General features: G+C 39.8%; 15 protein-coding genes. All 15 read left to right on the top strand.

Annotated features, from left to right (window positions below; genetic code table 11):
* Positions 1-2 precede the first annotated feature (2 nt).
* The 15 genes from NTX44_04830 to NTX44_04760 all read left to right on the top strand — a co-directional run bounded on the left by NTX44_04830 (position 3) and on the right by NTX44_04760 (position 24,709).
* Complete coding sequence (locus tag NTX44_04830; GenBank protein MCX6120920.1) at positions 3-3,515, top strand: hypothetical protein; 3,513 nt, start codon at positions 3-5, stop codon at positions 3,513-3,515.
* Between the two features lie 82 nt (positions 3,516-3,597).
* Complete coding sequence (locus NTX44_04825) at positions 3,598-4,620, top strand: PorV/PorQ family protein (GenBank protein MCX6120919.1); 1,023 nt, start codon at positions 3,598-3,600, stop codon at positions 4,618-4,620.
* A gap of 529 nt (positions 4,621-5,149) precedes the next feature.
* Positions 5,150-6,370, top strand: coding sequence for an ROK family transcriptional regulator (locus NTX44_04820; protein MCX6120918.1), 1,221 nt, complete (start codon positions 5,150-5,152; stop codon positions 6,368-6,370).
* Between the two features lie 28 nt (positions 6,371-6,398).
* Positions 6,399-7,412, top strand: coding sequence for an ROK family protein (locus NTX44_04815; GenBank protein MCX6120917.1), 1,014 nt, complete (start codon positions 6,399-6,401; stop codon positions 7,410-7,412).
* A gap of 84 nt (positions 7,413-7,496) precedes the next feature.
* Positions 7,497-10,481, top strand: a complete 2,985-nt coding sequence (locus NTX44_04810; protein MCX6120916.1) for a TonB-dependent receptor — start codon at positions 7,497-7,499, stop codon at positions 10,479-10,481.
* 206 nt (positions 10,482-10,687) lie between these two features.
* A complete protein-coding gene (locus NTX44_04805; GenBank protein MCX6120915.1) occupies positions 10,688-11,842 on the top strand; it encodes a hypothetical protein in 1,155 nt (384 codons plus the stop codon).
* Entirely contained in the window at positions 11,799-13,349 is a 1,551-nt protein-coding gene (locus NTX44_04800) for a hypothetical protein (GenBank protein MCX6120914.1), read from the top strand. The genes NTX44_04805 and NTX44_04800 overlap by 44 nt, the downstream gene beginning before the upstream one ends.
* A gap of 44 nt (positions 13,350-13,393) precedes the next feature.
* Positions 13,394-13,648, top strand: coding sequence for a T9SS type A sorting domain-containing protein (locus NTX44_04795; GenBank protein MCX6120913.1), 255 nt, complete (start codon positions 13,394-13,396; stop codon positions 13,646-13,648).
* A 97-nt stretch (positions 13,649-13,745) separates the two neighbouring features.
* Positions 13,746-15,227: a T9SS type A sorting domain-containing protein gene (locus tag NTX44_04790; protein ID MCX6120912.1), complete on the top strand. Its 1,482-nt coding sequence runs from the start codon at positions 13,746-13,748 to the stop codon at positions 15,225-15,227.
* A 93-nt stretch (positions 15,228-15,320) separates the two neighbouring features.
* Positions 15,321-16,676: a glycosyl hydrolase family 18 protein gene (locus NTX44_04785; protein MCX6120911.1), complete on the top strand. Its 1,356-nt coding sequence runs from the start codon at positions 15,321-15,323 to the stop codon at positions 16,674-16,676.
* 9 nt (positions 16,677-16,685) lie between these two features.
* Positions 16,686-17,825, top strand: coding sequence for a family 10 glycosylhydrolase (locus NTX44_04780; protein MCX6120910.1), 1,140 nt, complete (start codon positions 16,686-16,688; stop codon positions 17,823-17,825).
* A 47-nt stretch (positions 17,826-17,872) separates the two neighbouring features.
* Complete coding sequence (locus NTX44_04775; GenBank protein ID MCX6120909.1) at positions 17,873-19,162, top strand: MFS transporter; 1,290 nt, start codon at positions 17,873-17,875, stop codon at positions 19,160-19,162.
* Between the two features lie 78 nt (positions 19,163-19,240).
* Entirely contained in the window at positions 19,241-20,374 is a 1,134-nt protein-coding gene (locus NTX44_04770) for a glycoside hydrolase family 18 protein (GenBank protein MCX6120908.1), read from the top strand.
* A gap of 32 nt (positions 20,375-20,406) precedes the next feature.
* Positions 20,407-22,806, top strand: coding sequence for a hypothetical protein (locus NTX44_04765; GenBank protein MCX6120907.1), 2,400 nt, complete (start codon positions 20,407-20,409; stop codon positions 22,804-22,806).
* A gap of 112 nt (positions 22,807-22,918) precedes the next feature.
* Positions 22,919-24,709 (top strand): Na+:solute symporter, encoded by a 1,791-nt coding sequence (locus NTX44_04760; GenBank protein MCX6120906.1) that lies wholly within the window; start codon positions 22,919-22,921, stop codon positions 24,707-24,709.
* The last annotated feature ends 80 nt before the right edge of the window (positions 24,710-24,789 follow it).

Here is a 24,789-nt window from a genome sequence, read left to right as displayed (position 1 = left end):
GGATGAAAAAGCTTACTTATCTAAAAATAGCAGCAATTGTTGCCCTTATAGGAATATTTCCGGCAACATTATTTAGCCAAATGGCAAATCTTCATGGAACAGATAGCGAATATAGAATGGGCCTTCATGCAGGGAATCAATTTCGGACTACTTTCTTTAACGATGGAACATGGGGTGGGCAAACAAATAAACCGGAACAGTGGGGAGGCGAATGGCCTATTAACTCAGGCCATTTTTACTTGCTCGATGGAAATACATTCATCTTGTCAGAAGTCTATGATAACTACGATCCCGTCGGAAAGAAATTTCTCACGAATAGGGGGCAAATGCGCCATATTCAGTCAACTGTGAAATCCGCAAACTATCAATCGGCAACCGGGGATAAAGGACCCGATCAGGCTACCGGCAGTTGGTGGACTTTCCTGCCGCTTCCGGGTTTTGCAAATCCGCAATCGGATAAAGTTGCTATGGGAAAAGGAGGAAAACAATGGGAGGATTCGTGGCCTCCTTTCTGGCCAGATATAGCCGATCCTTCAAATCTTCTTTATGAACCCAGTGGCTGGGCAGGAGAATGGAACGGTTATTTTGGCAGAAATAAATATAATGCAGACGAAGAAAGTTACTTTGTTGCAGATGATTATGCCAAGCAGGAATTTCCCGCATTCAGAGCGGATACAAATGATGTAGCAAGAGGCGGGTTGGGAATACGTATGTATGTGAGAGGTTTGCAATGGTCAAAGGGTCTTGTTCAAGATGCTCTTTTTGTAATTACCGATTTCAAAAACATCGGCACATATCAGCATAATAAAGTTGTATTCGGTTATAAAATCGGAAATAATATTGGCGACACAAGACAGGGAAGCGATGCCGGTGACGGCGCGAGTTATGACATAGCAAATAATCTCGCATGGTCTTGGGATGATAACGGCATAGGAGCAGTCGGATGGGGACCCGGTTATACAGGAGTTTTCGGAGCCTGTTTTTTAGAGAGCCCCGGAGATCCATATGATGGTATTGATAACGATAATGACGGAAAAAATGGTCCTGGACCGACAATTAATTTAGGTATGTTTAAGAAAGTTCTTACCGCTAATGAACAAATAGTTTTAATAGATTATAATGATCCTCACTATAGACGTATTGTTACCACACTTGCAGATACTCTTGCGAAACTAGGGAAAGCATCAACAGATACACTTACTGTATACTTCGGCGGTACCATCAATAAATTTTGGGCAGGGGCTACACTGGAGGAAGTAGGAGATAATTTATTTGATGATAATCTTAACGGTGTCATTGACGAAAGCCGAGGAATTACACTCAATGGGGTCACAAATTATTTTTATTTAGGCCATAAATATATTGATTACATAACAGGCGATGGAAAAAATAATCTTTTAATAGATGAGCGGCGAGATGATGGAATTGATAATAATGGCGACTGGAATCGACTTACAGATGATGTTGGTGCTGATGGTTTGGGTCCGACTGATCGTGACTATCCTGGTCCGGATAAAGGTGAAGGAGATGGATTTCCCACGGAAGGAGAACCGCATTTCGATAAGACTGATATAAATGAAAGCGATATGATCGGATTAACGAGCTTCGATCTTTATCCATTTGGAAATGACTACAATCAATATGATGATGCAAAGATGTGGCAAATTTTTACACCGGGTTCATTTATTACATCTCCCGTCGGTAATGTTGAATTAAGTTATGGATCCGGATACTTCCCATTACTTCCGAATAGTACTGAAAGGTTTTCATTAGGCTTTATTGCCGCGGATGCTGGCATAACAGGCAAAGATACTGCACAGTTATACAGGACGAAATATAATGTTGAGAAAGCGTATGACCTCAATTATAATTTTGCCAAATCTCCGGATATTCCAATTGTAAAAGCGGTTGCCGGTGATCATAAAGTGACACTCACTTGGGATAATGGTGCAGAATTATCGGTAGATAAGGTTAGCAGTGATTCCGGAGGGCTTGATTTTGAGGGATATAAAATTTATCGCTCGACCGATCCGGGCTGGAATGATTGCGATCCTATTACTGACGGTTATGGCGGGATTATTTTCCGCAAACCAATTGCTCAATTTGATCTCAATAATGGCATCAAAGGTTTTTCTCCAATCGCTACACAGGGCGTACAATTTTATCTCGGAAACGACACAGGACTAAAGCATTTTTGGGTAGATACGACGGCAGCAAACGGCACAACGTATTATTATGCTGTTACCTCCTATGATCATGGGGATGTTAGCGCAAAAATTGATCCAGCAGAATGCTCAAAATTTATTGCTGTGCAACAGAACGGTGATATTCAAAAAGGGACAAATGTTGTGGTTGTTAGACCGGAAGCGCCTTCGGCAGGTTATGTTCCCGGGCAAATAAAAGACTCGAGATTTACCAGCGGGCCGGACAATACGACAACTGGAACACCCGATTATAAAATAATCATACCGGAACAAGTTAAGGGCAATCATACATATCGCGTGACTTTCGCAGATACATTATCGAGTATTAGATTAAGTATGACTAAGAGCTTCACACTTTATGACGTTACGGCCAATGATACATTATTATTGAATTCTCCAATAGCAGGAGGAGCCGAAGGAATACCGTTAACGGATGGCTTCAGATTATCATTTGTTAATAATCCAGCCGAATTGACTATGGATACACTCCGATCCGGATGGAATAATCCGGGAATTGTAGGTTATCAATTTAAGGATTTTTACTTACCACCTGCAGCTGTTAAATTAATTCCCGGTGATTTTAAAATAATTTTTGATACTATCGGTGTGGATACATCAAAATTTTATCTAAGAGGATCTCAAAAACTCAATGCTATACCTGTTAACTTTAAAATCATTAATACACTGACGAATAAGAAAGTCAATTTTGCTTTCAGAGAGCAAGATAGGACAGGTGGAGCAGGAAAATTCACCAGTAATAAATCCGGGACTCTAGCAGATCAAATAATTTTCTTAAGTCCAATAACTCCTGGTTCAGATTCCCTTGTTGCGAGCTGGCAGGTTGCAATTGTTACGAGTAGAACGGCAGTAGATACACTCACGCCGGGTCCAGGCGATACTTTATCTATCTACCTTGTCCGCCCATTTCTTTCAAATGATATGTTTGAATTCATAACTGTTGCTTCAGGGGTAGATAAGGAAATAGCGAAGACAGACCTGGATAAAATACGCGTCGTTCCTAATCCGTATATTATTACAAATCAATGGGAACCCAAAAATACATACGCCAGTGGACGCGGGGAAAGGCAGCTTCATTTTACTCGTTTGCCAATGACATGTGAGATAAGAATTTTCACTATAAGCGGCCAGCTTGTCAAAACTCTTTACCATAACTCTACAATTGATAACGGAACCGAGATATGGAATATGTTATCGAAAGATAATTTGGAAATATCTTACGGTATCTATATTTATCATGTGAAAGCAGAAGGAGTGGGTGAAAAAATTGGAAAGATTTTAATTCTTAAATAGGAGAGAATTATATATGAATGCGAATAAAAGTTTGTGCAATTTTTTCCTAAGAACTTTGCAATTAAAAACGGAAATAATTAAAATGAAAAATTATAGTTTACTTATTATAGGATTATTATTTATATATAATTCTACCTTCTACGCTCAAGGAGTAACAAAAGTAGGCACAGCGGCTGGAAAATTTTTATCAATCGATGTCGGGCCTCAAGCTACCGCTATGGGAAGCGCCTTCGTCTCTGTTGCTAGTGATGTATCGGCAATGTATTGGAATTCGGCAGGAATATCCCGTATAGATAATTTTGAAACATTTTTTTCAAGTACAAAATGGATTGCCGATCTATCGTTCAATTATGCCGGTGCGGTTCTTCCGCTTGGCACTTTTGGAACACTTGGCATAAATGCGACATTTCTTACAATGGACCCGATCGAAAGGACCACAGCTGATAATCCTGATGGGACCGGAGAATTAGTGGATGCCGGGAGTTATGCTTTTGGCTTATCATATGCACGTAATCTCACAGATCAATTTTCAATCGGATTTAATGGGAAATTTATAAACGAGAGAATATATCATAGCAACGCAACCGGATTTGCAATCGACGTCGGGGCTCTTTTTATAACTCATTTTAACGGTTTGAAACTTGGTATGAACATATCAAATTACGGAACAAAATTGCAAATGGAAGGCCAGGATTTTCAAGTGCAGCATGATTCATATCCCGGTATTAGCGGCAATAACGGAAATATTAATGGTACGTTATCAACCGATCCTTATGATTTGCCATTACTGTTCCGTATCGGAGTGTCTATGGATGTTCTTAAGGGATTATTTGGAAGTAACTTGATTGTATCGATAGATGCTCTTCATCCAAGCGACGATGTCGAATCTATCAACATCGGCGGTGAGTATGTTTTTGAAAACATGTTAAGTCTCCGAATGGGATATAAAGGATTATTCTCCAAGGACTCGGAACAAGGAATGAACTATGGTGGTGGTATCCGTTTGAATGTTGCAGGAAAAACAAATCTACTTTTTGATTATTCTTATATTTCATTTGGAGTTCTGAATAATGTGCATATGTTTAGTGTGGGCTTAGGACTTTAGAGTACTCACTTCAGTGTTGCCCATTCTTGATGCGGGTAAAAAAACCGTCATGCAAAATACGCGCTGACGGTTTTTATTTTTTTCTGCAATGCACAATCTTCCTTCCTAACTCTTCAATCTTTCTTGTATATTGTCTGCGTCGTTATAGAAATTCCGCTGTGCGGAATTAACATTAATACGCTCCCCAATTTATCCCGATGTTTTTCAATCGGGACAGAATCTGTGTACCACCGCAGTTCCGAAGATTACCCTTTTATCATAATTACTGATTTTTCCCTTATCAGGTGGCCAGTGCGTGATAACGAAAAAATACTAACTTATTATTGGCACATCATTCGGGAGCAGATCAATTATTAAATCTTTACACAATAAAGAATTTACTTGACAAATTATTCGAATTTCTTTAGTTTTAAATTGTTGGTCGTTACAACAAACTAATTAAACCATCATATATGCAACAATCAGCTCAATGTGAAATTCTTTATACTGAATTAGTTGTTCAAAACAACCAATTGACAAGAAAGTGAATATGTCCCATCTGAAAAGAACTAAACATAGACAACTCGTAAGTGTAAATTCAAAAGTTGGACGCGATATCAATCGCTCAATAGTTTTGAATTCTATTCGTGAGCGCCAACCAATCTCACGCACAACTATTTCCATATTAACAGGTTTGAATAAAAGTACTGTCTCTGATATAGTTGCAGATTTAATTAAAGAGAATCTTATCGAGGAAGATTTGGATCGTAATCAAAAAGTTGGCCGTAATCCCATAAATCTAAGAGTGAAGAAAGGATTGCATTTTATCGGTGCAATTTATTTTGCTTCTACAAAAACAGAATTAGCGGTGATTGATATTGATGGAACAATAAAAATTAAATGCGAGATAGAAACAGAAATGAATCAACCAAAACGATTCATCGCTCGATGCCTTGAACAACTAAATAAGCTAAGAGAGAAATCTGGTTGTTCGCAGTTCAAAGGCATCGGTGTGTCTGTTGCCGGCATCGTCGATTCAATGCAATCGAAAGTTATTTACGCACCCAACCTGGGTTGGGAAAACCTGGACCTCGGAGATCTTATCCATGATTTGGAACCAGATGTCGAATTGATCACATTAGAAAATGATGCAAAAGCTTCTGCATTAGCAGAACTTTTGTTAGGACATCATGAATCGACGCCCGCGAGTATTGTTTTTCTTTCAGTCGGTTATGGTATTGGTAGCGGTATCGTTCTCGATAATCATATTCTCACCGGCCATTCACATGCTGCGGGAGAGTTTGGACATATGACGATTGTTGAAGGTGGAGAACTTTGTTCTTGTGGTAATCAAGGATGCTGGGAGGTCTATGCTTCGGATCGGGCTACTCTTCGGCGCTACGGAAAGCTGAAGGGAATTCATCCTGATAAACAACAAAACATTCTGATGTCTGATATTATTGATGCAGCAAAACGTGATGAGTCGTTTGCAAAGGAGGCGCTTTCTATAACATCTCAATATATGGGGTTAGGTATTGCAAATATTATTCGTTCATTTGACCCGGAAGTTATTATCATTGGCGGGTTAGTGACACAGGTATGGGATATGGTTTATCCGGGGATTATGGAGATTGTCAGTAAGAGAGGGTTCTTTGGAACTCAGCGAAACACTGAGATTCTTCCAACATCGATGGTTGGCAGCCCGCCATTACTGGGAGCGGCAGCCCTATCCATTCGAAAAATATTCGCTGATTATAGAATTGCGCTTTAATAAAAGCACAGAGAGGAATGAATGAAGAATGAATGAACCTTTTTTTACAATCGGAGTTGATATAGGTGGAACCAATACTGCCATTGGGGCAATAGATCGCAAAGGTAATTGTTTGCATAAAACAAGTATTCCGATGAGAGATCAAAGGAATGCTGAAGTATTCATTAAAACATTATCTGTGACTATAAAAAACCTCTGTATGCAGCTGCCAAATAACTGCATCCTCAGTGGAATTGGTGTTGCGGCTCCAGCGGCAAGGCATCTTGAAGGAACAATACGAAATTCGGCAAACCTTCAGTGGGGTACGGTCAATATTGTGAATATGTTAAAAAAGCATTATGATTTGCCTATTACTATTATTAATGACAGCAACGCTGCTGCCTTAGGTGAAATGATTTATGGAATAGCAAAAGGAATGAGAAATTTCATTGTTCTTACATTAGGTACTGGTTTGGGTGCAGGCATAGTTGTAGAGGGTGAATTACTTCATGGAAAAAATAGTATGGCAGGCGAATTAGGTCATATCATTATTGAGCCTCATGGAAGACAGTGTGGATGCGGACGGCGAGGTTGTGTCGAGACGTATGTTTCTGCTCCAGGTTTATGTCGAACGGCTTTTGAATTACTATCAACTCGAACCGATAATTCTAAGTTACGCTCGATCAATTATGAGAATATGACCTCATTACAAATTTATGAACTTGCACAAATGAACGATCCTATTGCCAAAGAAGCGTTTATTGCGACAGGAGATTACTTAGGACGTTTACTGGCAAATACTGTAGCGGCATTCGATCCAGAAATGGTAATCTTGTCAGGTGGTTTGGCCAACGCAAAGGAATTGCTTCTTGAACCGACGCGGAAATCTTTTGAACGGAATGCACCGGAATGGCATAGGGACTCCGTAGAAATAGCAAGTTCCATGTTGCATAATGCTGCAATTCTAGGAGCAAGTTATCTTGTGACCAATACAGTTCAGAAACAAGATGCAGATTCTCTTCCTACTTACAAAATATCTCACAAGACAGATGTGACAGTGTAATGATTGTTTTTGAGCCTGAAAAGCTCGACGGGTTTGAAATTTATTTATTGTTTCCTTGAACGTGATTCATAAAAGGAGTCCAACATGAAACCAACAAGAAACTCTATTGTGTTATGTATGTTCTTCTTATTTCAATTATTTGCAACACCTTTATTTGCAGAAGATTCCGGAAAGATTACGGGCAAAGTTATTGATGTGACCGCGCGAGAAGCGATGGTCGCGGCGAATATTCTAATAGAGGGAACCTCGCTTGGCTGTTCCACGGATTTAGACGGCAATTTCTTGATTCAAGCTATTCCGCCCGGAACTTACAAGGTTAAAGCATCCTATATCGGGTACACACCAGTTGTGAAAAGCGAGGTTCAAGTAATTAGCGGACAGACGACAACTATCAACTTTGAATTAGTTGCTGTAGGTGTCACGACTGATGCTGTTGTTGTAACTGCACAAGCACAGGGCCAAAACCAGGCAATTAATCAACAGTTAGCCGCAGATCGAATTATGAATGTGGTTTCTTCGGCACGGATACAAGAATTACCAGACGCAAACGCCGCCGAATCGATAGCAAGGCTTCCGGGTGTTTCTATTGAGAGAGATGGTGGTGAAGGAAACAAAGTGGTGATCCGCGGTCTACAACCAAAATATAATAATATTACAATTGATGGTGTCCGTATGGCTTCATCGAATAATAATGATCGAAGTGCAGATCTAAGCATGATTTCACCAAATATGCTTGAAGGAATAGAAGTATCAAAGACAGTCACCGCAGATCAGGATGCTGATGTGTTGGGTGGAAGTGTAAACTTTAAAATGAGAGAGGCCAAGGGAGAAAAAGAAGGATTGGGAGTTGAATTTCTTGGACAAGGGGGATACTCCAATCTATCAGACGCTTATAACAAGTATCGTAATTATAAATTTGTTGGTGATGTGGAAGGCCGTTTCTTTAATCAAAAGTTGGGTGTTTTTCTACAAGCTGATGTAGAGAGGCGAAATCTTACCTCTAACGAGTTGACTGGAACCTATACTAATCAAGGTAAATCGCAGGTTAGTTACTTAATACAATCTGTGAATATTAATTATATCCCTAGGGATCGGCAACGAGTGAATGGGACGCTTGTTATGGATTATAAATTACCTGAAGGGAAAATAATTTTTTCTAATTTTTTAAGTTCTGGTATTACGGAAACAAACAATTATCAAGAAATGTTTATTGTGAATAGTAGCAGTACAAACCAAAACCAACACGCGTATCAGTTTAATTATTCAAAGAGTACATTAAATTCAATTACGAATGCTCTTAATATTGAACAACAGCTGTATGTTTTTCATACAAACTTAAAAGTTTCAAATTCTTATTCTGAGACAAAAGATCCAGGAGATTGGTATGTTAATTTTTATCAGAGCAAGGCGTGGGGATCAAGTAACCCATATATTGCTGACACAAATTTGAATCCATATTCGATTGCTACGACAGTCAGCACTAAACAGGACTCTGCATTTTTAAATTATATGGCCGCTACAAATAGTAATTCTATGGAACGACAACAAACGGTAGCTCTGGATTTAGATTTTCCATTGAACATCTCTAACTCAATAACTTCTACTATAAAATTTGGAGGAAAATATAAATACCAAACAAGATCGTATGGTCAGGAACAATATGGGACAAATGCCAATTTCAATTCCTCTAGTGCATCAGGGGCTGTTAAAGCGATACTTAGGAATTTTCCAGAAATTGGTATCACAAATCCAAGCGCATTAACATACACAAATATACCAATGACTACTTTTATTGACCAGAATTTAAATTTTGGTACATTTCTTAATGGCGATTATACAATGTCCAATCCACTTAGTCAGAGTAGATTGTCGCAATTATTACAACTTGCTCATGATAGTGTGGGCAATACAAGCACCTGGGCTGAAGCGTATGCTCGTAATAATTTTCAATCATTATCGTATAATTATAACGGGAATGAAGTCTTCACTGCGTTTTATTTAATGGCAACCATTAATTTAGGGACACAAATTACCCTTATTCCAGGTGTTCGATATCAGGATATAAAATATACCTATACAGGAATTCAAGGTATCGAGACTCCAGTATTTTATCAAATTTATCAGGGGTATGATACAACGTATTCATCGGATCATCCATACTGGCTACCTGATGTAAATATTCGATTCAAACCTTTCTCATGGTTCGATATAAGACTCGCGTACTCTAATACTGTTTCCTATCCAGATTATAATGCTCTCATACCAAGAATTGATGTTGCTTCGGGATATATTTCGTTTAATAATTTTTATTTAGTTCCAGCACGTTCAACAAATTATGATGTGTATTTATCTGTTTCAGATAACACTATCGGATTATTTACCGTCGGTTCATTTTTAAAGAAAATCGATAATTTTATATATGCTAAAACTTTTAATGTGACAGGAGCACCAGCCATAGCATATTATCCTTTAAGGTTTTCTAATCGGAATCCTGGAAATAGTACCTATACGATATCTACCTATGTAAATAATCCTAATATGGCGACTGTTTTTGGATTAGAATTTGATTGGCAAACTCACTTCTGGTATTTACCGAATCCATTAAAGGGTTTAGTCTTTAATATTAATTACACGCACGTATACTCGAAACTGGAATATCCGTATGTAATTCCTGAACGAAGAGTGACGGTAGGTCGCGTCACAACTATAGTTCCAGCAATAGATACAAGCTACATTGATCGGTTAATAGGTCAGCCTAATGATATCGTAAATCTTTCAATTGGATATGATTATAAAGGTTTTTCAATTCGTGTCTCAATGCTCTATCAGGCTGATATCTTCCAAGTATCTAACTCGTGGGCTCAGTTACGTGCTACGACAGCAGCATATAAACGATGGGATCTATCAGCTAAACAGGAATTACCATGGTTTGGGCTTCAACTCTATTGTAATGTGAATAATATTAATGGTGCAAGAGATTTTTCTGTACTGCAAATGTATTCCGATATTCCGACATCAGCCCAAAGTTATGATATGACCGCTGAAGTAGGACTTCGTTGGCAGCTATAATTTTAAAGATAAATTCGCAGGATGTATGGAATCAATAAATAACAATATGTTTAATGGTATTTTAAATTGTGGTATAGTAGAGGAGGTGATAGGGACACATATCGAGTAAAGGTATGCAGTAAAAACCGTTTTCGATATTATAAGGATACGAAAATGGAGAAGCAGAAACGTAATTGCACCTAATCATTTATTCAAGGAGAGTTATTATGAAACAGCTATTCACCATTGCTTTAATTTTTGCCGTGATGTTGCTTTTTGTAACTCCAAGTCATCTACTTGCAACCGCAAAAAATGTTAAAGCAAGTAGCCCACTTGTAATTTATGCAACAGAAGGCAATCTGAATACTATAATTACTGCAGATGCAGGTGCACATAGTGTCTATAAACTAGTGTCGTTGGATACCACCTATCTGTTTGACGATGCAATAACAGCAACACATGACATTTCTATTATCGGTGTTCCTGGTGCGAATGGAAAACTTCCTACTATTCAACCGACTGTGCTGTCAGATGGAACAATTCCTGCAACATTTGTGAATTTAAACGCTTTGGGAATATCGGGCACATTCAATAACCTGTATCTTCTTGCTCTAGCTACAAACAATAGTCCAAATGCAGCAGGAACCGGCATACAAGTTTCAGCTGATAATGTCACAACCATAGTGGACAACTGCGTGTTTGATAATTGGCTTGGTTTTGCCATTGGATATAATGGAAACTGGGATAATTTCACTATTACAAACAGCAAATTTCTAAATATGGTTCACCCGAACCAATGGTATGTTGGTGAAGTGTTACGCAACGAATGGTCAGCGACTTCGCAATATACAGGATCAGTCATTATGAGAAATAACACCATACTTTGCGTGAATGGATATGCATCTGCACCAGTCACGAAACTCTATATGACTTATTTCGAATTTGTACACAATACCGTAATATATACATTTAAGAATCCATTATTCATTTTCAACGCTACCATAGCAAAGATAAACGACAATATTTTCTATGCGAATTATGCAGGTGGTGTTGATAAGACAGAAAATCCATGGTGGGATAATCTATGGTCTGGAGATACTACTTATGGCATCATTGCATTGGAACCGCTTAGTCATGCAAATGCACTGATGTTTGATCCTGCAGATGCTGATAATCCAAGCGTTGATTCGATTGCCGAGGCAAAACGAGTAATCGAAGTCAAGAACAATGTATATTTCTGGCCGACTGCTCTGGTAAATCACTGGACAACATGGAATGCAACGCAAACGAACACAATTATCACACCAATGTGGATGAACGTTCCAACACAAGCTATGTTTGCAAATAAGACAACATGGCCTATCAGGAAACGTCAATGTTGATCCTGGATTTGGTTCATCTATCACTGGCGTACTTAATGCTGGAACTCCGGCAAATAATGTTGGTCTGTTGGCATGGTTTGATGAAGTACGCGGTGCGACAGCTGCTACTGATGTTTGGGGCTGCGGTATCACACAGGTTTCAGGAGCTGCTAATTGGATGCCTACTTGGCCACTTGCCGCAGCATCAGCATTGCATTATAGTGCATCATTAACTGGATCTGATGGATTACCAGTAGGTGATCCAAATTGGTTCACTGGTTTAGCAAGCAAAGAGCTTGTGGTGTACGCAACAGAAGGCAATCTGAATACTATAATTACTGCAGATGCAGGTGCACATAATGTCTATAAACTAGTGTCGTTGGATACCACCTATCTGTTTGACGATGCAATAACAGCAACACGTGACATTTCTATTATCGGTGTTCCTGGTGCGAATGGAAAACTTCCTACTATTCAACCGACTGTGCTCTCAGATGGAACGATTCCTGCAACATTGGTGAATTTAAACGCTTCATCAATAACAGGTACATTCAATAACCTGTATCTTCTTGCTCTAGCTACAAACAATAGTCCAAATGCAGCAGGAACCGGCATACAAGTTTCCGCTGATAATGTCACGACCATAGTGGACAACTGCGTGTTTGATAATTGGCTTGGTTTTGCCATTGGATATAATGGAAACTGGGATAATTTCACCATTACGGGTAGTTATTTTAGAAATATGGTTCACCCGAACCAATGGTATGTTGGTGAAGTGCTACGCAATGAATGGTCAGCGACTTCGCAATATACAGGATCGATCGTTATGAAAAATAACACCATACTTTGCGTGAATGGATATGCAGCTGCACCGGTCACGAAACTCTATACGCGTTACTTCGAATTTACTGGTAATATAGTTGCGTATACATTTAAGAATCCATTATTCATTTTCAACGCTACCCAAGCAAAGATAAACGACAATATTTTCTATGCGAATTATGCGGGTGGTGTTGATCAGACAGAGAATCCATGGTGGGATAATCTATGGTCTGGAGATACTACATATGGTGTAATCGCATTGGAACCGCTTAGCCATGCAAATGCACTGATGTTTGATCCTGCAGATGCTGCTAGTGCAAATGTTGATTCGATTGCTGAGGCAAAACGAGTAATCGAAGTCAAGAATAATAAGTATTTCTGGCCGACTGCTCTGGTAAATCACTGGACAACTTGGAATGCAACACAAACGAACAGAATCCTCACTCCAATGTGGATGAACGTTCCAACACAAGCTATGTTTGCAAATCAGGAAACGTCAATGTTGATCCTGGATTTGGTTCATCTATCACTGGCGTACTTAATGCTGGAACTCCGGCAAATAATGTTGGTCTGTTGGCATGGTTTGATGAAGTACGCGGTGCGACAGCTGCTACTGATGTTTGGGGTTATGGTATCACACAAGTTTCAGGAGCTGCAGATTGGACACCTACATGGCCGCTTCCAGAACTTGCTGGTCTCCATATAACTTCTGTTGCTTCAAACAATGCTGCATTACCAAATGTATTTAATTTGTCACAAAACTATCCAAATCCTTTCAACCCGACCACAACTATTCAGTACACTATAATAAAATCAGGTGTTACGAGCTTGAAAGTGTACAATATTCTTGGTCAACATGTCATGACAGTTGTGAATAATGTATTCCAAGCTGCGAATACTTATACTCAACGTATTGATATGTCTAACTTTACAAGCGGCATTTATTTCTGTGTCCTTGAACAAGGAGGCAACCGCTCGGCTCAGAAGATGATGTTGTTGAAGTAATTCATCCTCTGATGAAAGTATTGGAGGCACCGGAAACGGTGCCTCCATTTTTATATTATATACTTTTTGTCTTTATATAGAGAAGGCGTAGTGCTTTATGAACTTTAATGGATTTAAAGCGGGTAATATGGTACTACTATTCTTTCTTTATATACTCTTCTTTGGTATTACCGATATAGCTTTTGCACAGCAGAGAGCTGTTCTTTCAATAGGGATAACACCAGCGAGCGAACTTGTCGTTGTTGTGCAAGCTAGTTTTCATTCCGACTACGGATGTATGTATCCCTTGACTTACCAATTCGATATTCCGCAAGGTTCGAGTGGGTTAAAAGTCTGGAAAAAAAATTTCTCAACAGATACTTGGAAAAGTATTACTGAAAAGACTGTCAATGATTTTTTTAATGGGATAGAAGCTGTTCGCTTTGATTATCCCAAAAACCGGGCATATGTATCTGTTGCATTTTCTGTTGATACGGATTCACTTTTATTAGAAATCACTGATAGCAATGACAATACAATTTTTCCCCTCTATGCTGGAATCTCAAAATATTATGACAACCGTCGCTCTGCTGTTACAGTGACTGCTGATGACTGGCAATGGGCGAGTGTTGCTAATTGGGGTGCCAGTCAATTAGTAAGCCTTTTTCGATCGTATAATCTCTATGTTACTGTCGGTGTAATTTCCGATTTTCATTATACTGATTTAGCCACCTGGAGTGTCTTACAACGACAGGTGGATTCTGGCTTTGTTGAAGTAGCTGCGCATAGCAGAAATCATTTGCATACACCGTACGCGGACCCTACGGGCGAAATAAATGGATGTTATGACGATATAGTCAATCATCTAACCTTGTCGGAGCCCTTTCGAAGAAATTCTAAAGAATATGTCTATGCATGGATCGCTCCGTATGGCGAATTCGATCATACGACTGATTCAATACTTACAATTCGGAAATATCTTATTCCGAGATTATATCAAACCGGATATATGAATTTTAGCGCGTGGAATGATACGATGGGGCATTTTGAGCCCTGCAATCCAACATTGGAAATTGGTGTTGATACAAATCTTGCAACTATGAACGCTATATTCGCTTTAACTGTGCGTAGTGGCGCCGTTTATCATATTATGTGGCACCCTCAAACTTTATATAATGATCGTAATAAATCTTACCTTATCAATCATTTATCTAATATTAGCAATCACAAAGATGTATTATACGCTAACTTTGGACATTTGTACCTTTACCATTTAATACAGCAAGCGAACATAAATACAACTGTCGGCATAGATAGGGCGAATAACGTAGCGTTTAAGTTTGAGCTTAAGCAAAACTATCCGAATCCTTTTAATCCATCAACAACCATTCTCTATAATCTTTCAAAACCAGAAAATGTGACATTGGAAATCTTCGATGCACTCGGACGTCAAGTTAAGACGGTTCTCAGGGACATGCATCAATCCATGGGACAGCATCAAGTTATTGTTGATATGGGAGATTATTCAAGTGGTGTTTATTTTTATGAATTAAAGGCAGGGAATCATCTTCAAATGAAGCCGATGGTTTTATTGAAATAATTCGTTTCAAAATGCCGCTTTAATTTCAACATAGATTAAAGAAGTCGAGAAAATATCCCCCAAAGTTTTGAAGAAAGTGAAAAAGGAATTACTGTGAAAAATATTGTGGCCATAATAGTAATTCTGTTTGTAACTTCCCATTTGATGGTTGCGCAATCTCAATATCGTGTCATTGGGTATTATACTTCGTGGGGACAATCAACACTTCCAGTATCATCTGTAAAATTTAATTCGCTCACGCATATTAATTACGCTTTTGCTGAGCCAAATCCAAATGGAAGTATTTCAGGCACTGCGGATGCTGCCTTGATTAATGCTGCACATCTGGCGGGATGCAAGATTTTAATATCTCTCGGAGGGGCAAATTCGGGAAGTGCTTTTACTGCTGTGACTGCAGATTCCATTAAGAGGAAGACATTTATTAATAATCTTGCTGCCTATCTTACTAAAAACAATTACGACGGAGCAGATATTGATTGGGAAGGTGTTGGCAGTTCCGCCGATAGTATAAACATACACGTTTTTATAAAACAAATTCATGAATCCTTTCAGCAAACAAATCCTTCTTTTTTATTGACTATGGCTATCGGTTCTAGCTCTTATGAAGGGCAGTGGCTTGACTATCCAACTCTGAGCGAATATGTAGATTGGTTTAATGTAATGACATATGACATGGATCAGGGATGGAGCGGAAACTCAGGTTACAATGCTGCCCTCTATTACGATTACATAGGACAAGACTATTCTGTAGATCAAAGCATTTTTTATTTAACTGGAGGACATTCGCCGCTTCTACAGAAATCTAAACTTGTACTTGGTGTTCCATTCTATGGAAAATATTTTTACGGTTCACCACGTTTTGACACAACATTTACTAGCAGGACAACCCCTTCTTATAGTGGCATAAATACTTTGATCCAATCAGGTGGGTGGACACGTTACTGGGATAGTACAGCAAAGGTTCCATATTTAAAAAATGGGTCATCGGTGATAACATATGATGATTCTTTGTCTATTGCTTTTAAGTGCCAATATGCAAAAACAAAGGGATTGGCAGGAATAATGATTTGGGAACTCAGCCAAGACGTCATCGGAAAGTCGCAACCTTTATTAGATGCTATTGCTAAGGAAATGTTGACGCCAACGAATATTGTTGAACAGCCGTTGGAATCGCGTATTACAAATTTTATTCTTTATGACAATTATCCAAATCCATTCAATCCATCTACGACAATTAAATTTTCATTACCGAGGGCAACACAAGTCTCGATAAGAGTGTATGATGTATTAGGCAGGGAAATAGCAACACTCATGGATGAATTCAAATTTTCAGGAATTGGATCCGTTCAATTTGATGCTTCAAGATACCGTTTATCAAGCGGTGTTTATTTCTATCGAATGACTGCTGGTTCATTTACAGAAACAAAACGGCTTCTTTTAGTTAAGTAGGTGTCACTAATGAGGCGAAGAGAAATAATAAAAAGCATTGGACTTGGAACATTGTTTTTAGCAACGAACCAATTGTTGCCAAGTAAGTTATTTGGGACAGTCTTACAAAGTCAAAAAAAGGATCTAAAAAATTGGGCCTGGATAAGCTCGGGAAAAGGGAAAGACATCGATTATTGGAAAAAGAAGTTAGAAAATGCAAAAGCTAATGGTATCGATTCAGTTCTACTCGAAGTTTATAATAGCAGAGTTGCCTTTTATGATACCGACAGATTTCCAGTTGAAGAAGATATTTTAAGCAAATTTATACCGCTGTGTAAATCTATAGGTCTGGAGTTACACGCATGGATGTGGACTATGCCTTGCAATGTTGATAAAATTGTAAAGGAACATCCTGAATGGTATGTAGTAAATGGCAAAGGCGAACCAGCTTGTGAAAAACCGGCTTATGTCGATTACTATAAATTTTTATGCCCGTGTAATGAAGAAGCGCAGGAGTTTATTCGCGGAAATGTTGAATCACTTGCTAAAATTAATGAAATTGATGGCGTACATCTCGATTATGTTCGTTTACCTGATGTCATTATTGCGATTGCTCTTCAACCAAAATATGGTATTGTCCAAGACAGGGAATACCCTCAATATGATTATTCATATTCAAAGTCATGCCGTGAGCAGTTTAAAGCAAAATCCGGTATAGATCCGCTTACCGATCTTACGGATCCTTCTGCGAATAAAGAATGGCGTCAGTTTAGATATGACAGTGTCACAAACCTTGTGAACGATAAGCTTGTTCCGACAGCAAAAAAATACAATAAGAAAATATCGGCGGCAGTTTTTCCAAATTGGGAGAATGTACGGCAAGATTGGAAAAACTGGGATCTCGATTGTTACATGCCTATGCTATATCATAACTTCTACAATAAGGATATTAGCTGGATAGCTGAGTGTACTCACAAGGAAATTAACGAATTAAAAAATCCAAGACCTTTATATAGCGGATTATTTATTCCTGAATTAACAGCGACAGAAATAAAAATTGCTTGCACAAAATCTGTCGAGGCCGGAGCATCCGGGATATCCATCTTTGATTTAAATAGTATGGATGAAGAAAAATGGTCTGCTTTTAAAATGGTATCGAAGCTTAACTGAAAAGATATTTAATACTTTGGAATTAACTGAATGAAGGGATCTTTATAATGGCTTTGAAAGAAATTAAGAAGACGCACCCTGCTCTCTGGGTTCCAACCCTCTATACTGCCGAGGGATTACCGTTTGTCGTAGTTAATGTTGTTGCAGTTTTAATGTACAAAAGTCTTGGTATTGCCGATGCACGAATTGCATTTTTCACAAGTCTTGTTGCTTTCCCTTGGGCATTAAAACCACTGTGGGGACCGTTGCTTGAGATGTTTAAGACAAAAAAACATTTTGTTTTAGCAACACAATTTCTCGGCGGTGTTTCATTCGGATTGCTTGCACTCTCGCTTCATCTTCCGGATTATTTTACCTGGACAATTATTCTTTTCGGAATTATCGCAATCAATTCTGCAATTCATGATACTGCAGCAGACGGTGTCTATATCAACGTTTTAACTTCAAAGGAACAAGCTCAATATGTGGGGTGGCAGGGAGCTTTTTATAATGTAGGTAAAGTACTTTCACAAGGTGCATTTGTCTATATTGCTGGTCGGCTAGAAAAAAGTATAGGTGTTATTCCTGCCTGGACAATTGTTATGAGCGGCTTTGGCGCGATTCTTCTAATGATGAGCATCTATCATTGGTATTTTCTCCCTTCTGGAGGGCAAGCAACTCAGGTAAAAAGCGTAAAGGAATCAATGGTTACATTCTGGGATGTTGTTGTTACGTTTTTTCAAAAAAAATATATCATTTGGGGGATTGTATTTCTGATCCTTTATCGTTTTGCGGAAGGACAGGCAATCAGAATATTTCCTCTCTTCATGCGGGCAGCACGGGATCAGGGAGGTCTCGGACTATCGACAGAAGATATTGGTATGCTTTACGGTTTTTTACCACCACTAGCATTTATCCTTGGATCAGTTTTATCGGGATATTTTACAGCAAATCGTGGTTTGCGCAAGGCGTTAATCGTGTTATGCGCCTTTTTTAATATTCCATTCCTTGCCTATACAATATTAGCAATTTATCAACCGACAAGTTTTGTAGTGATTACTGCACTTGTCGTTTTTGAGTATTTTGGATATGGTTTTGGTTTTGTCGGACTTACATTGTATATGATGCAACAAATCGCTCCTGGAAAATATAAAATGGCTCACTATGCATTTGCGACATCATTGATGCAGTTTGGCTTTTTGATTCCGTCGATGGTCAGTGGTTTTGTGAGCGATTTCCTGGGGTATAGGGATTTCTTTATTTGGGTTATGATTGCAACTATTCCATCGTTCCTAGTGACATGGTTGGTGCCATTCCGAAAAACGGAAGATGATGAAGTAGTAAATAAAACTGTTTAATAAGAAGGTAAGCTAAAAATGAAAATCGTCCGGACATGCTTTTGTCTATTGATAATATCGTTGATATCTCTACCTTCAATGAGTCAGAAAAAACAAATCATAGGCTACTATCCATCTTGGAAATGGAATCGTGCACATTGGTTGTTGACGCCCGATAAAATTCCCTATGAAAAACTTACCATAATCAATTATGCTTTTTTCTATCCATCTGCAGACGGTAAGAAGATTATAGGAAAGGATCCCAAGGGCGATCAAATGTTGCTCTTGGAGAAAAAAGATGAGAACACCGGAAAGTATTTACCCAACACAGGATTAATTGATCTTGCACATCAACATGGTGTTAAAGTAATGGTCTCTCTTGGTGGTTGGGAAGATTCAGACAACTTTCCCAAAGTATCATCGACAGAAAACACACGACAAGCGTTTGCTCATTCTTGTGTTGAAGTCATTCAGAAATATGGATTTGATGGAATTGATATTGATTGGGAATTTCCTTGCCTTGCCGATCATAAAGGCACGCCACAGGATAAGGAGAATTTCACAAAACTCTTGAGAGCCACGAGGGAAAGTCTGGATGCTTATGGAAAAATAAACGACAGGCATTATCTGCTTACTGCTGCGCTTCCGGCAACAAATTCTGGAGCGATGAACTTTGAAATGGAACAAGTCGCTCAGATTCTTGATATGCTCAATATTATGACTTATGATTTAAATGGCGAATGGGATTCGTTAAGCGGCCACAACGCACCACTCTATGCGCCACGAACTGATGATTCCTTGCGAAATATCGATGCATCACTCAAACTTTACACAGAAACGTTTAAGGTACCTAGATCAAAAGTAAATCTTGGAGTTCCATTTTATGCACACACCTATCGTGAATGTACAGCGCTTTACACATCACATAAAGGGGCAGATGTGGAGCACTTCTCACCGAAAGGTTGTTTTTATTACGATATAGTTCAATCTCTAGATAAGTTTGCGAGAAAGTGGGATGACCGCGCCAAGGCACCATATCTCATTAGCCCATCCTGGAACACGCTTGTTTCTTATGATGACGAAGAGTCGATGGGATACAAAGCTCAATATGTTGTGGATAATAAAATATGCGGACTTATTATTTGGGAAATTACTGGCGACTATTTACCTGATGGTACAACACCATTATTAAATGTTATCTATCAAAAGTTCAATACCTCATTTAAAAAATGATCTTCTGATTCATAGAAAATAAGGAAACTCTTATGCATTACGGATATTTTGATGATGAACATCGTGAATATGTTATTGATCGCCCAGATGTTCCTGTATCTTGGACAAATTATATTGGTGTGAAAGACCTCTGTACCGTTATTTCACACAATGCTGGCGGATATTCATTCTATAAGAGTGCAGAACATCATCGGATAACCCGCTTCCGACAAAACGGTGTTCCTCTAGATCGTCCGGGACATTATGTCTACATCCGTGACGATGAAACAGGAGAGTATTGGTCAATCTCCTGGCAGCCGGTCGGTAAAGATCTGACAAAAGCGAAATATGAATGCCGACATGGCTTGTCATATTCGAAATACCGATGCGAATATCAAGGTATTCAAGCAGAACAAACATTGTTTATTCCTATTCTTGATGATGTTGAATTGTGGGATGTGAAGTTAAAGAACACCAGCGGTAAACCGCGGAAGCTCTCAATATTTTCTTACTGTGAATTTTCCTATCATCATATTGAGATCGATAATCAGAATCTTCAAATGTCGTTGTACGCTAGTGGTTCCAGCTATGCCGATGGAATTATAGAGTACGATTTCTTCTATGAACCGTGGACGTTTCATTATTTTGCTTCGAATGTTCAACCCGATTCCTATGATTGCCTGAGGGATAGGTTCCTTGGAAATTATCGTACAGAATCAAATCCAATTGCGGTCGAAAAAGGATCTTGTGGCAACACCTCAGAGCTTGGCGGTAACCATTGTGGCTCTCTGCATAAACGATTGATCCTGAAGGCAGGTGAAGAATCGCGTATCCTGTTTATGTTAGGAGTTGGCAATCGGGCACAGGGGAAAGAAATACAAAAGAAATATTCAAATATAAAAAATGTTGATCAAGCGTTTGCAGATTTGAAAACATACTGGCAGAAGAAGCTCGAAGTCTTTCAATGCAAAACACCGAACAAAGGTTTGGACACGATGATCAACACGTGGACACTTTTGCAGGCAGAAACTTGCGTTGTCTGGTCTCGCTTTGCATCCTTTATTGAAGTAGGAGGTCGCACAGGTCTTGGATATCGTGATACATCGCAAGATGTTATGGCTGTTCCTCACACCAATCCTGATAAATGCCGAGAACGAATGGAAGAACTTCTTCATGGTCAGGTGAGCCGTGGGTATGGCTTGCATCTTTTTGATCCTGAAGTGTTTAAACCTCGAGAGCAAAAGCTTCCCGGTGTGAAATTGCCAACCGTCGTGCCGACTCCGAGCGCAGCGGATATAATTCATGGAATGGAAGATGTTTGCTCCGACGATGCGTTATGGATTATCGCGTCGGTGTGTGAGTATGTGAAGGAAACCGGCGACGAGGCATTTTTCGATCAGATCATTCCCTTTGCTGATAAAGGAGAAGCGACGGTCTATGAGCACCTAAAGCGATCTCTTGATTTTTCAGCGGAGCAAATCGGTTCCAATGGCATCTGCCTTGGTCTTCGCGCTGACTGGAACGATTGCTTGAATTTAGGGGGCGGTCAGAGCTCGATGGCGTCGTTTATGCACTACTGGGCGTTGAATGAATTCATTGCTGCCGCGAAGTACCTCAAACGAACGGATGATGTAAAAAAATATTCCAGCATCGCAGAAAAAGTACGCAAAGCATGTGAACGTGAGCTGTGGGATGGAGAATGGTACAGCCGCGGTGTAACCAGAGCCGGTGTGAAAGTCGGGTCTAAGGAAAACGAAGAAGGCAAGATCTTTTTAGAGAGCAATAGTTGGGCAGTGATGTCTGAAGCCGCTTCGCCCGAACGAGGAATCAGCGCGATGGATTCCGTGCATAAATATCTTGCGTCACCGTACGGTATTCATCTCAACTGGCCTACCTACACGAAACCGAACGATGACATCGGTTACGTAACACGTGTCTATCGCGGTATTAAAGAGAACGGTGCTATCTTCAGCCATCCGAATCCGTGGGCTATAATCGCAGAATGTAAACTTGGCCGCGGCAACCTTGCGATGAAACTCTATAACGATCTTCTTCCGTACAATCAGAACGAGATGATCGAAATACGTGAAGCCGAACCGTATTCCTATTGTCAATTTATTATGGGCAGGGATCATACGGCATATGGTCGCGCGCGGCATCCATGGTTGACCGGAAGCGGAGGATGGAACTATACTGCTGTGACGAAATATATTCTCGGAATACGGTTTGCATTTGAAGGACTTGTCATTGATCCTTGCATCCCATCAGAGTGGAAAGAATTTGAAGTCGTTCGGAGGTGGCGCGGTGCAATCTTCACAATCAAGGTCAAGAATCCTCAAGGAGTGCAAAGAGGAATAAAATCCGTCACACTCAATGGGAAAATCACGTCATGTCCAATTCCACCTCAGAAAACTGGAACGGTTCATGAAGTTGTCGTAACTATGGGAAGATAGAAATGGTGAAGTATCAATATTTTTCAATAGTATATCACCAATTTAATTTAGTGGTAAATCATGTACAATCGCAGAATTTTATTATCTATTATTACTAAAGAAGAGAATCGTGATGGTACTTACACTTGTTGACTGGATCGTCATCGCGCTCTATTTCGGTTTGAATCTTGGCGTCGGTTTATATTATCGAAAACGAGCAACAAAAAGTGTTAGCGATTATTTTGTCTCGGGTCGCAATGTCTCTTGGTGGCTCGCAGGCACATCGATGGTTGCAACAACATTTGCAGCCGATACTCCACTGGCCGTTACTGGAATTGTTGCCCGAAATGGAATTGCGGGGAACTGGTTCTGGTGGAGCATGCTCTTCAGCGGAATGATGACCGTCTTTTTTTATGCGCGGCTGTGGCGGAGGGCGAATGTTCTTACCGACGTCGAGTTTGCGCAGATTCGATACCACGGGAAACCTGCAAGCTTCCTCCGTGGTTTTCGTGCGTTATATATGGGACTTCCGGTCAATCTTATTATTCTGGGATGGGTGAATTTAGCAATCGTCAAAATCATGATGCTCGTACTGGGTGTCTCCCGTATAGAAGCACTCATGATCGCTCTTGGAATCATGCTCATCACCGCTTCCATATCCACGCTCTCTGGCCTCTGGGGTGTATTAGTAACCGACCTCTTCCAGTTTGTACTTAAAATGGGTATGGTAATTGTTCTGGCAATTTGTGCTGTTCAAGCATCTGGAGGGATGGACATCCTTTTAGGAAAGCTTCATGCAATCGATGCAAACCGCCAGGGATCGGGATCGATCCTCTCGTTTATACCTGACCTTAATTCATCATGGATGCCTATGATAACATTTATAGTTTATGTATCAGTGAATTGGTGGGCATCGTGGTATCCTGGTGCAGAACCGGGAGGCGGTGGGTATATCGCACAACGTATCTTCTGTGCGAAAGATGAGAAAAATTCTTTACTTGCCACACTCTGGTTTAATATTGCTCATTTTGCAATTCGTCCGTGGCCATGGATTCTTGTTGCACTTGTTGCAGTCGTACGATTCCAAGGCGATCCCAGCTTTGCTGCCGATCCGGAATCAGGTTATATCCGAATACTTATTTCTGATCTTCCTGCCTCACTCCGCGGTCTGATGCTGGCGGCGTTTGCGGCGGCCTATATGTCAACAGTCGGAACACAACTCAATTGGGGTGCAAGCTATCTCATAAACGATTTCTATCGGCCCTATATAGTTAAAAAGGGAACTGAAAAACATTATGTTACTATGTCTCAAGTGAGTACGATGATTCTCATGGTTTTGTCTGCTGTGGTAACATACTTCATGGATTCGATTTCGGGTGCGTGGAGTTTTCTTATTGCACTGGGAGCAGGAACCGGACTTGTTTTTCTCCTCAGGTGGTTCTGGTGGCGCGTTAATGCGTGGAGTGAAGTCTCTGCAATGGCAGCGGCATTAATTACCTCGCTTATCGTACAATGGAAATTCGGTCTATTAAGTCAGGCAAGCCAAGATCCACGAGGATTTGCTTATCTTGTTTTGATTACGATGAGTATCACAACGATCGTCTGGCTCGTTGTCACATTTCTTACAGGTCCTGAACCGAAAGAAAAATTGCTGTCGTTTTACCGCCGTGTCCGGCCAAGCCCACTGCTCTGGGGTCCGATTGCAAAAGAAGCAACGGATGTCATCCCGACGAAAGATGGAATATTTAACCTGGTCGATTGGCTGAGCGGAGTCGCAATGATTTACTCATTCCTTTTTGGAATCGGAAAGATTATTCTCGGCGAGACAGTTACAGGGTTGATGTTACTTGCAACAGGTATCGTATTTGGAGGAATTATTTACTTCGACCTCAATAAACGAGGATGGGAAACTATCGGGAAGTAAATTACATGGAACTCGGATCACTTTGTACAATTTGAAAATTACCGGCGAAACAATTCTTATTTAACAAATAAGTTTTGTGG

The sequence above is a fragment of the Ignavibacteriales bacterium genome (assembly GCA_026390575.1).
Classification (GTDB): Bacteria; Bacteroidota; Ignavibacteria; order UBA10030; family UBA10030; genus Fen-1298.
Note: the sequence above shows the minus strand (reverse complement) of the source record. Positions and strands in the feature narration are given on the sequence as shown.

What these genes read in the sequence shown, in the direction of transcription:
- NTX44_04830 (MCX6120920.1), top strand. Translation starts at nt 3, where the DNA reads ATGAAAAAGCTTACTTATCTAAAAATAGCAGCAATTGTTGCCCTTATA.
- NTX44_04825 (MCX6120919.1), top strand. Translation starts at nt 3,598, where the DNA reads ATGAAAAATTATAGTTTACTTATTATAGGATTATTATTTATATATAAT.
- NTX44_04820 (MCX6120918.1), top strand. Translation starts at nt 5,150, where the DNA reads ATGTCCCATCTGAAAAGAACTAAACATAGACAACTCGTAAGTGTAAAT.
- NTX44_04815 (MCX6120917.1), top strand. Translation starts at nt 6,399, where the DNA reads ATGAATGAACCTTTTTTTACAATCGGAGTTGATATAGGTGGAACCAAT.
- NTX44_04810 (MCX6120916.1), top strand. Translation starts at nt 7,497, where the DNA reads ATGAAACCAACAAGAAACTCTATTGTGTTATGTATGTTCTTCTTATTT.
- NTX44_04805 (MCX6120915.1), top strand. Translation starts at nt 10,688, where the DNA reads ATGAAACAGCTATTCACCATTGCTTTAATTTTTGCCGTGATGTTGCTT.
- NTX44_04790 (MCX6120912.1), top strand. Translation starts at nt 13,746, where the DNA reads ATGAACTTTAATGGATTTAAAGCGGGTAATATGGTACTACTATTCTTT.
- NTX44_04780 (MCX6120910.1), top strand. Translation starts at nt 16,686, where the DNA reads ATGAGGCGAAGAGAAATAATAAAAAGCATTGGACTTGGAACATTGTTT.
- NTX44_04775 (MCX6120909.1), top strand. Translation starts at nt 17,873, where the DNA reads ATGGCTTTGAAAGAAATTAAGAAGACGCACCCTGCTCTCTGGGTTCCA.
- NTX44_04770 (MCX6120908.1), top strand. Translation starts at nt 19,241, where the DNA reads ATGAGTCAGAAAAAACAAATCATAGGCTACTATCCATCTTGGAAATGG.
- NTX44_04765 (MCX6120907.1), top strand. Translation starts at nt 20,407, where the DNA reads ATGCATTACGGATATTTTGATGATGAACATCGTGAATATGTTATTGAT.
- NTX44_04760 (MCX6120906.1), top strand. Translation starts at nt 22,919, where the DNA reads ATGGTACTTACACTTGTTGACTGGATCGTCATCGCGCTCTATTTCGGT.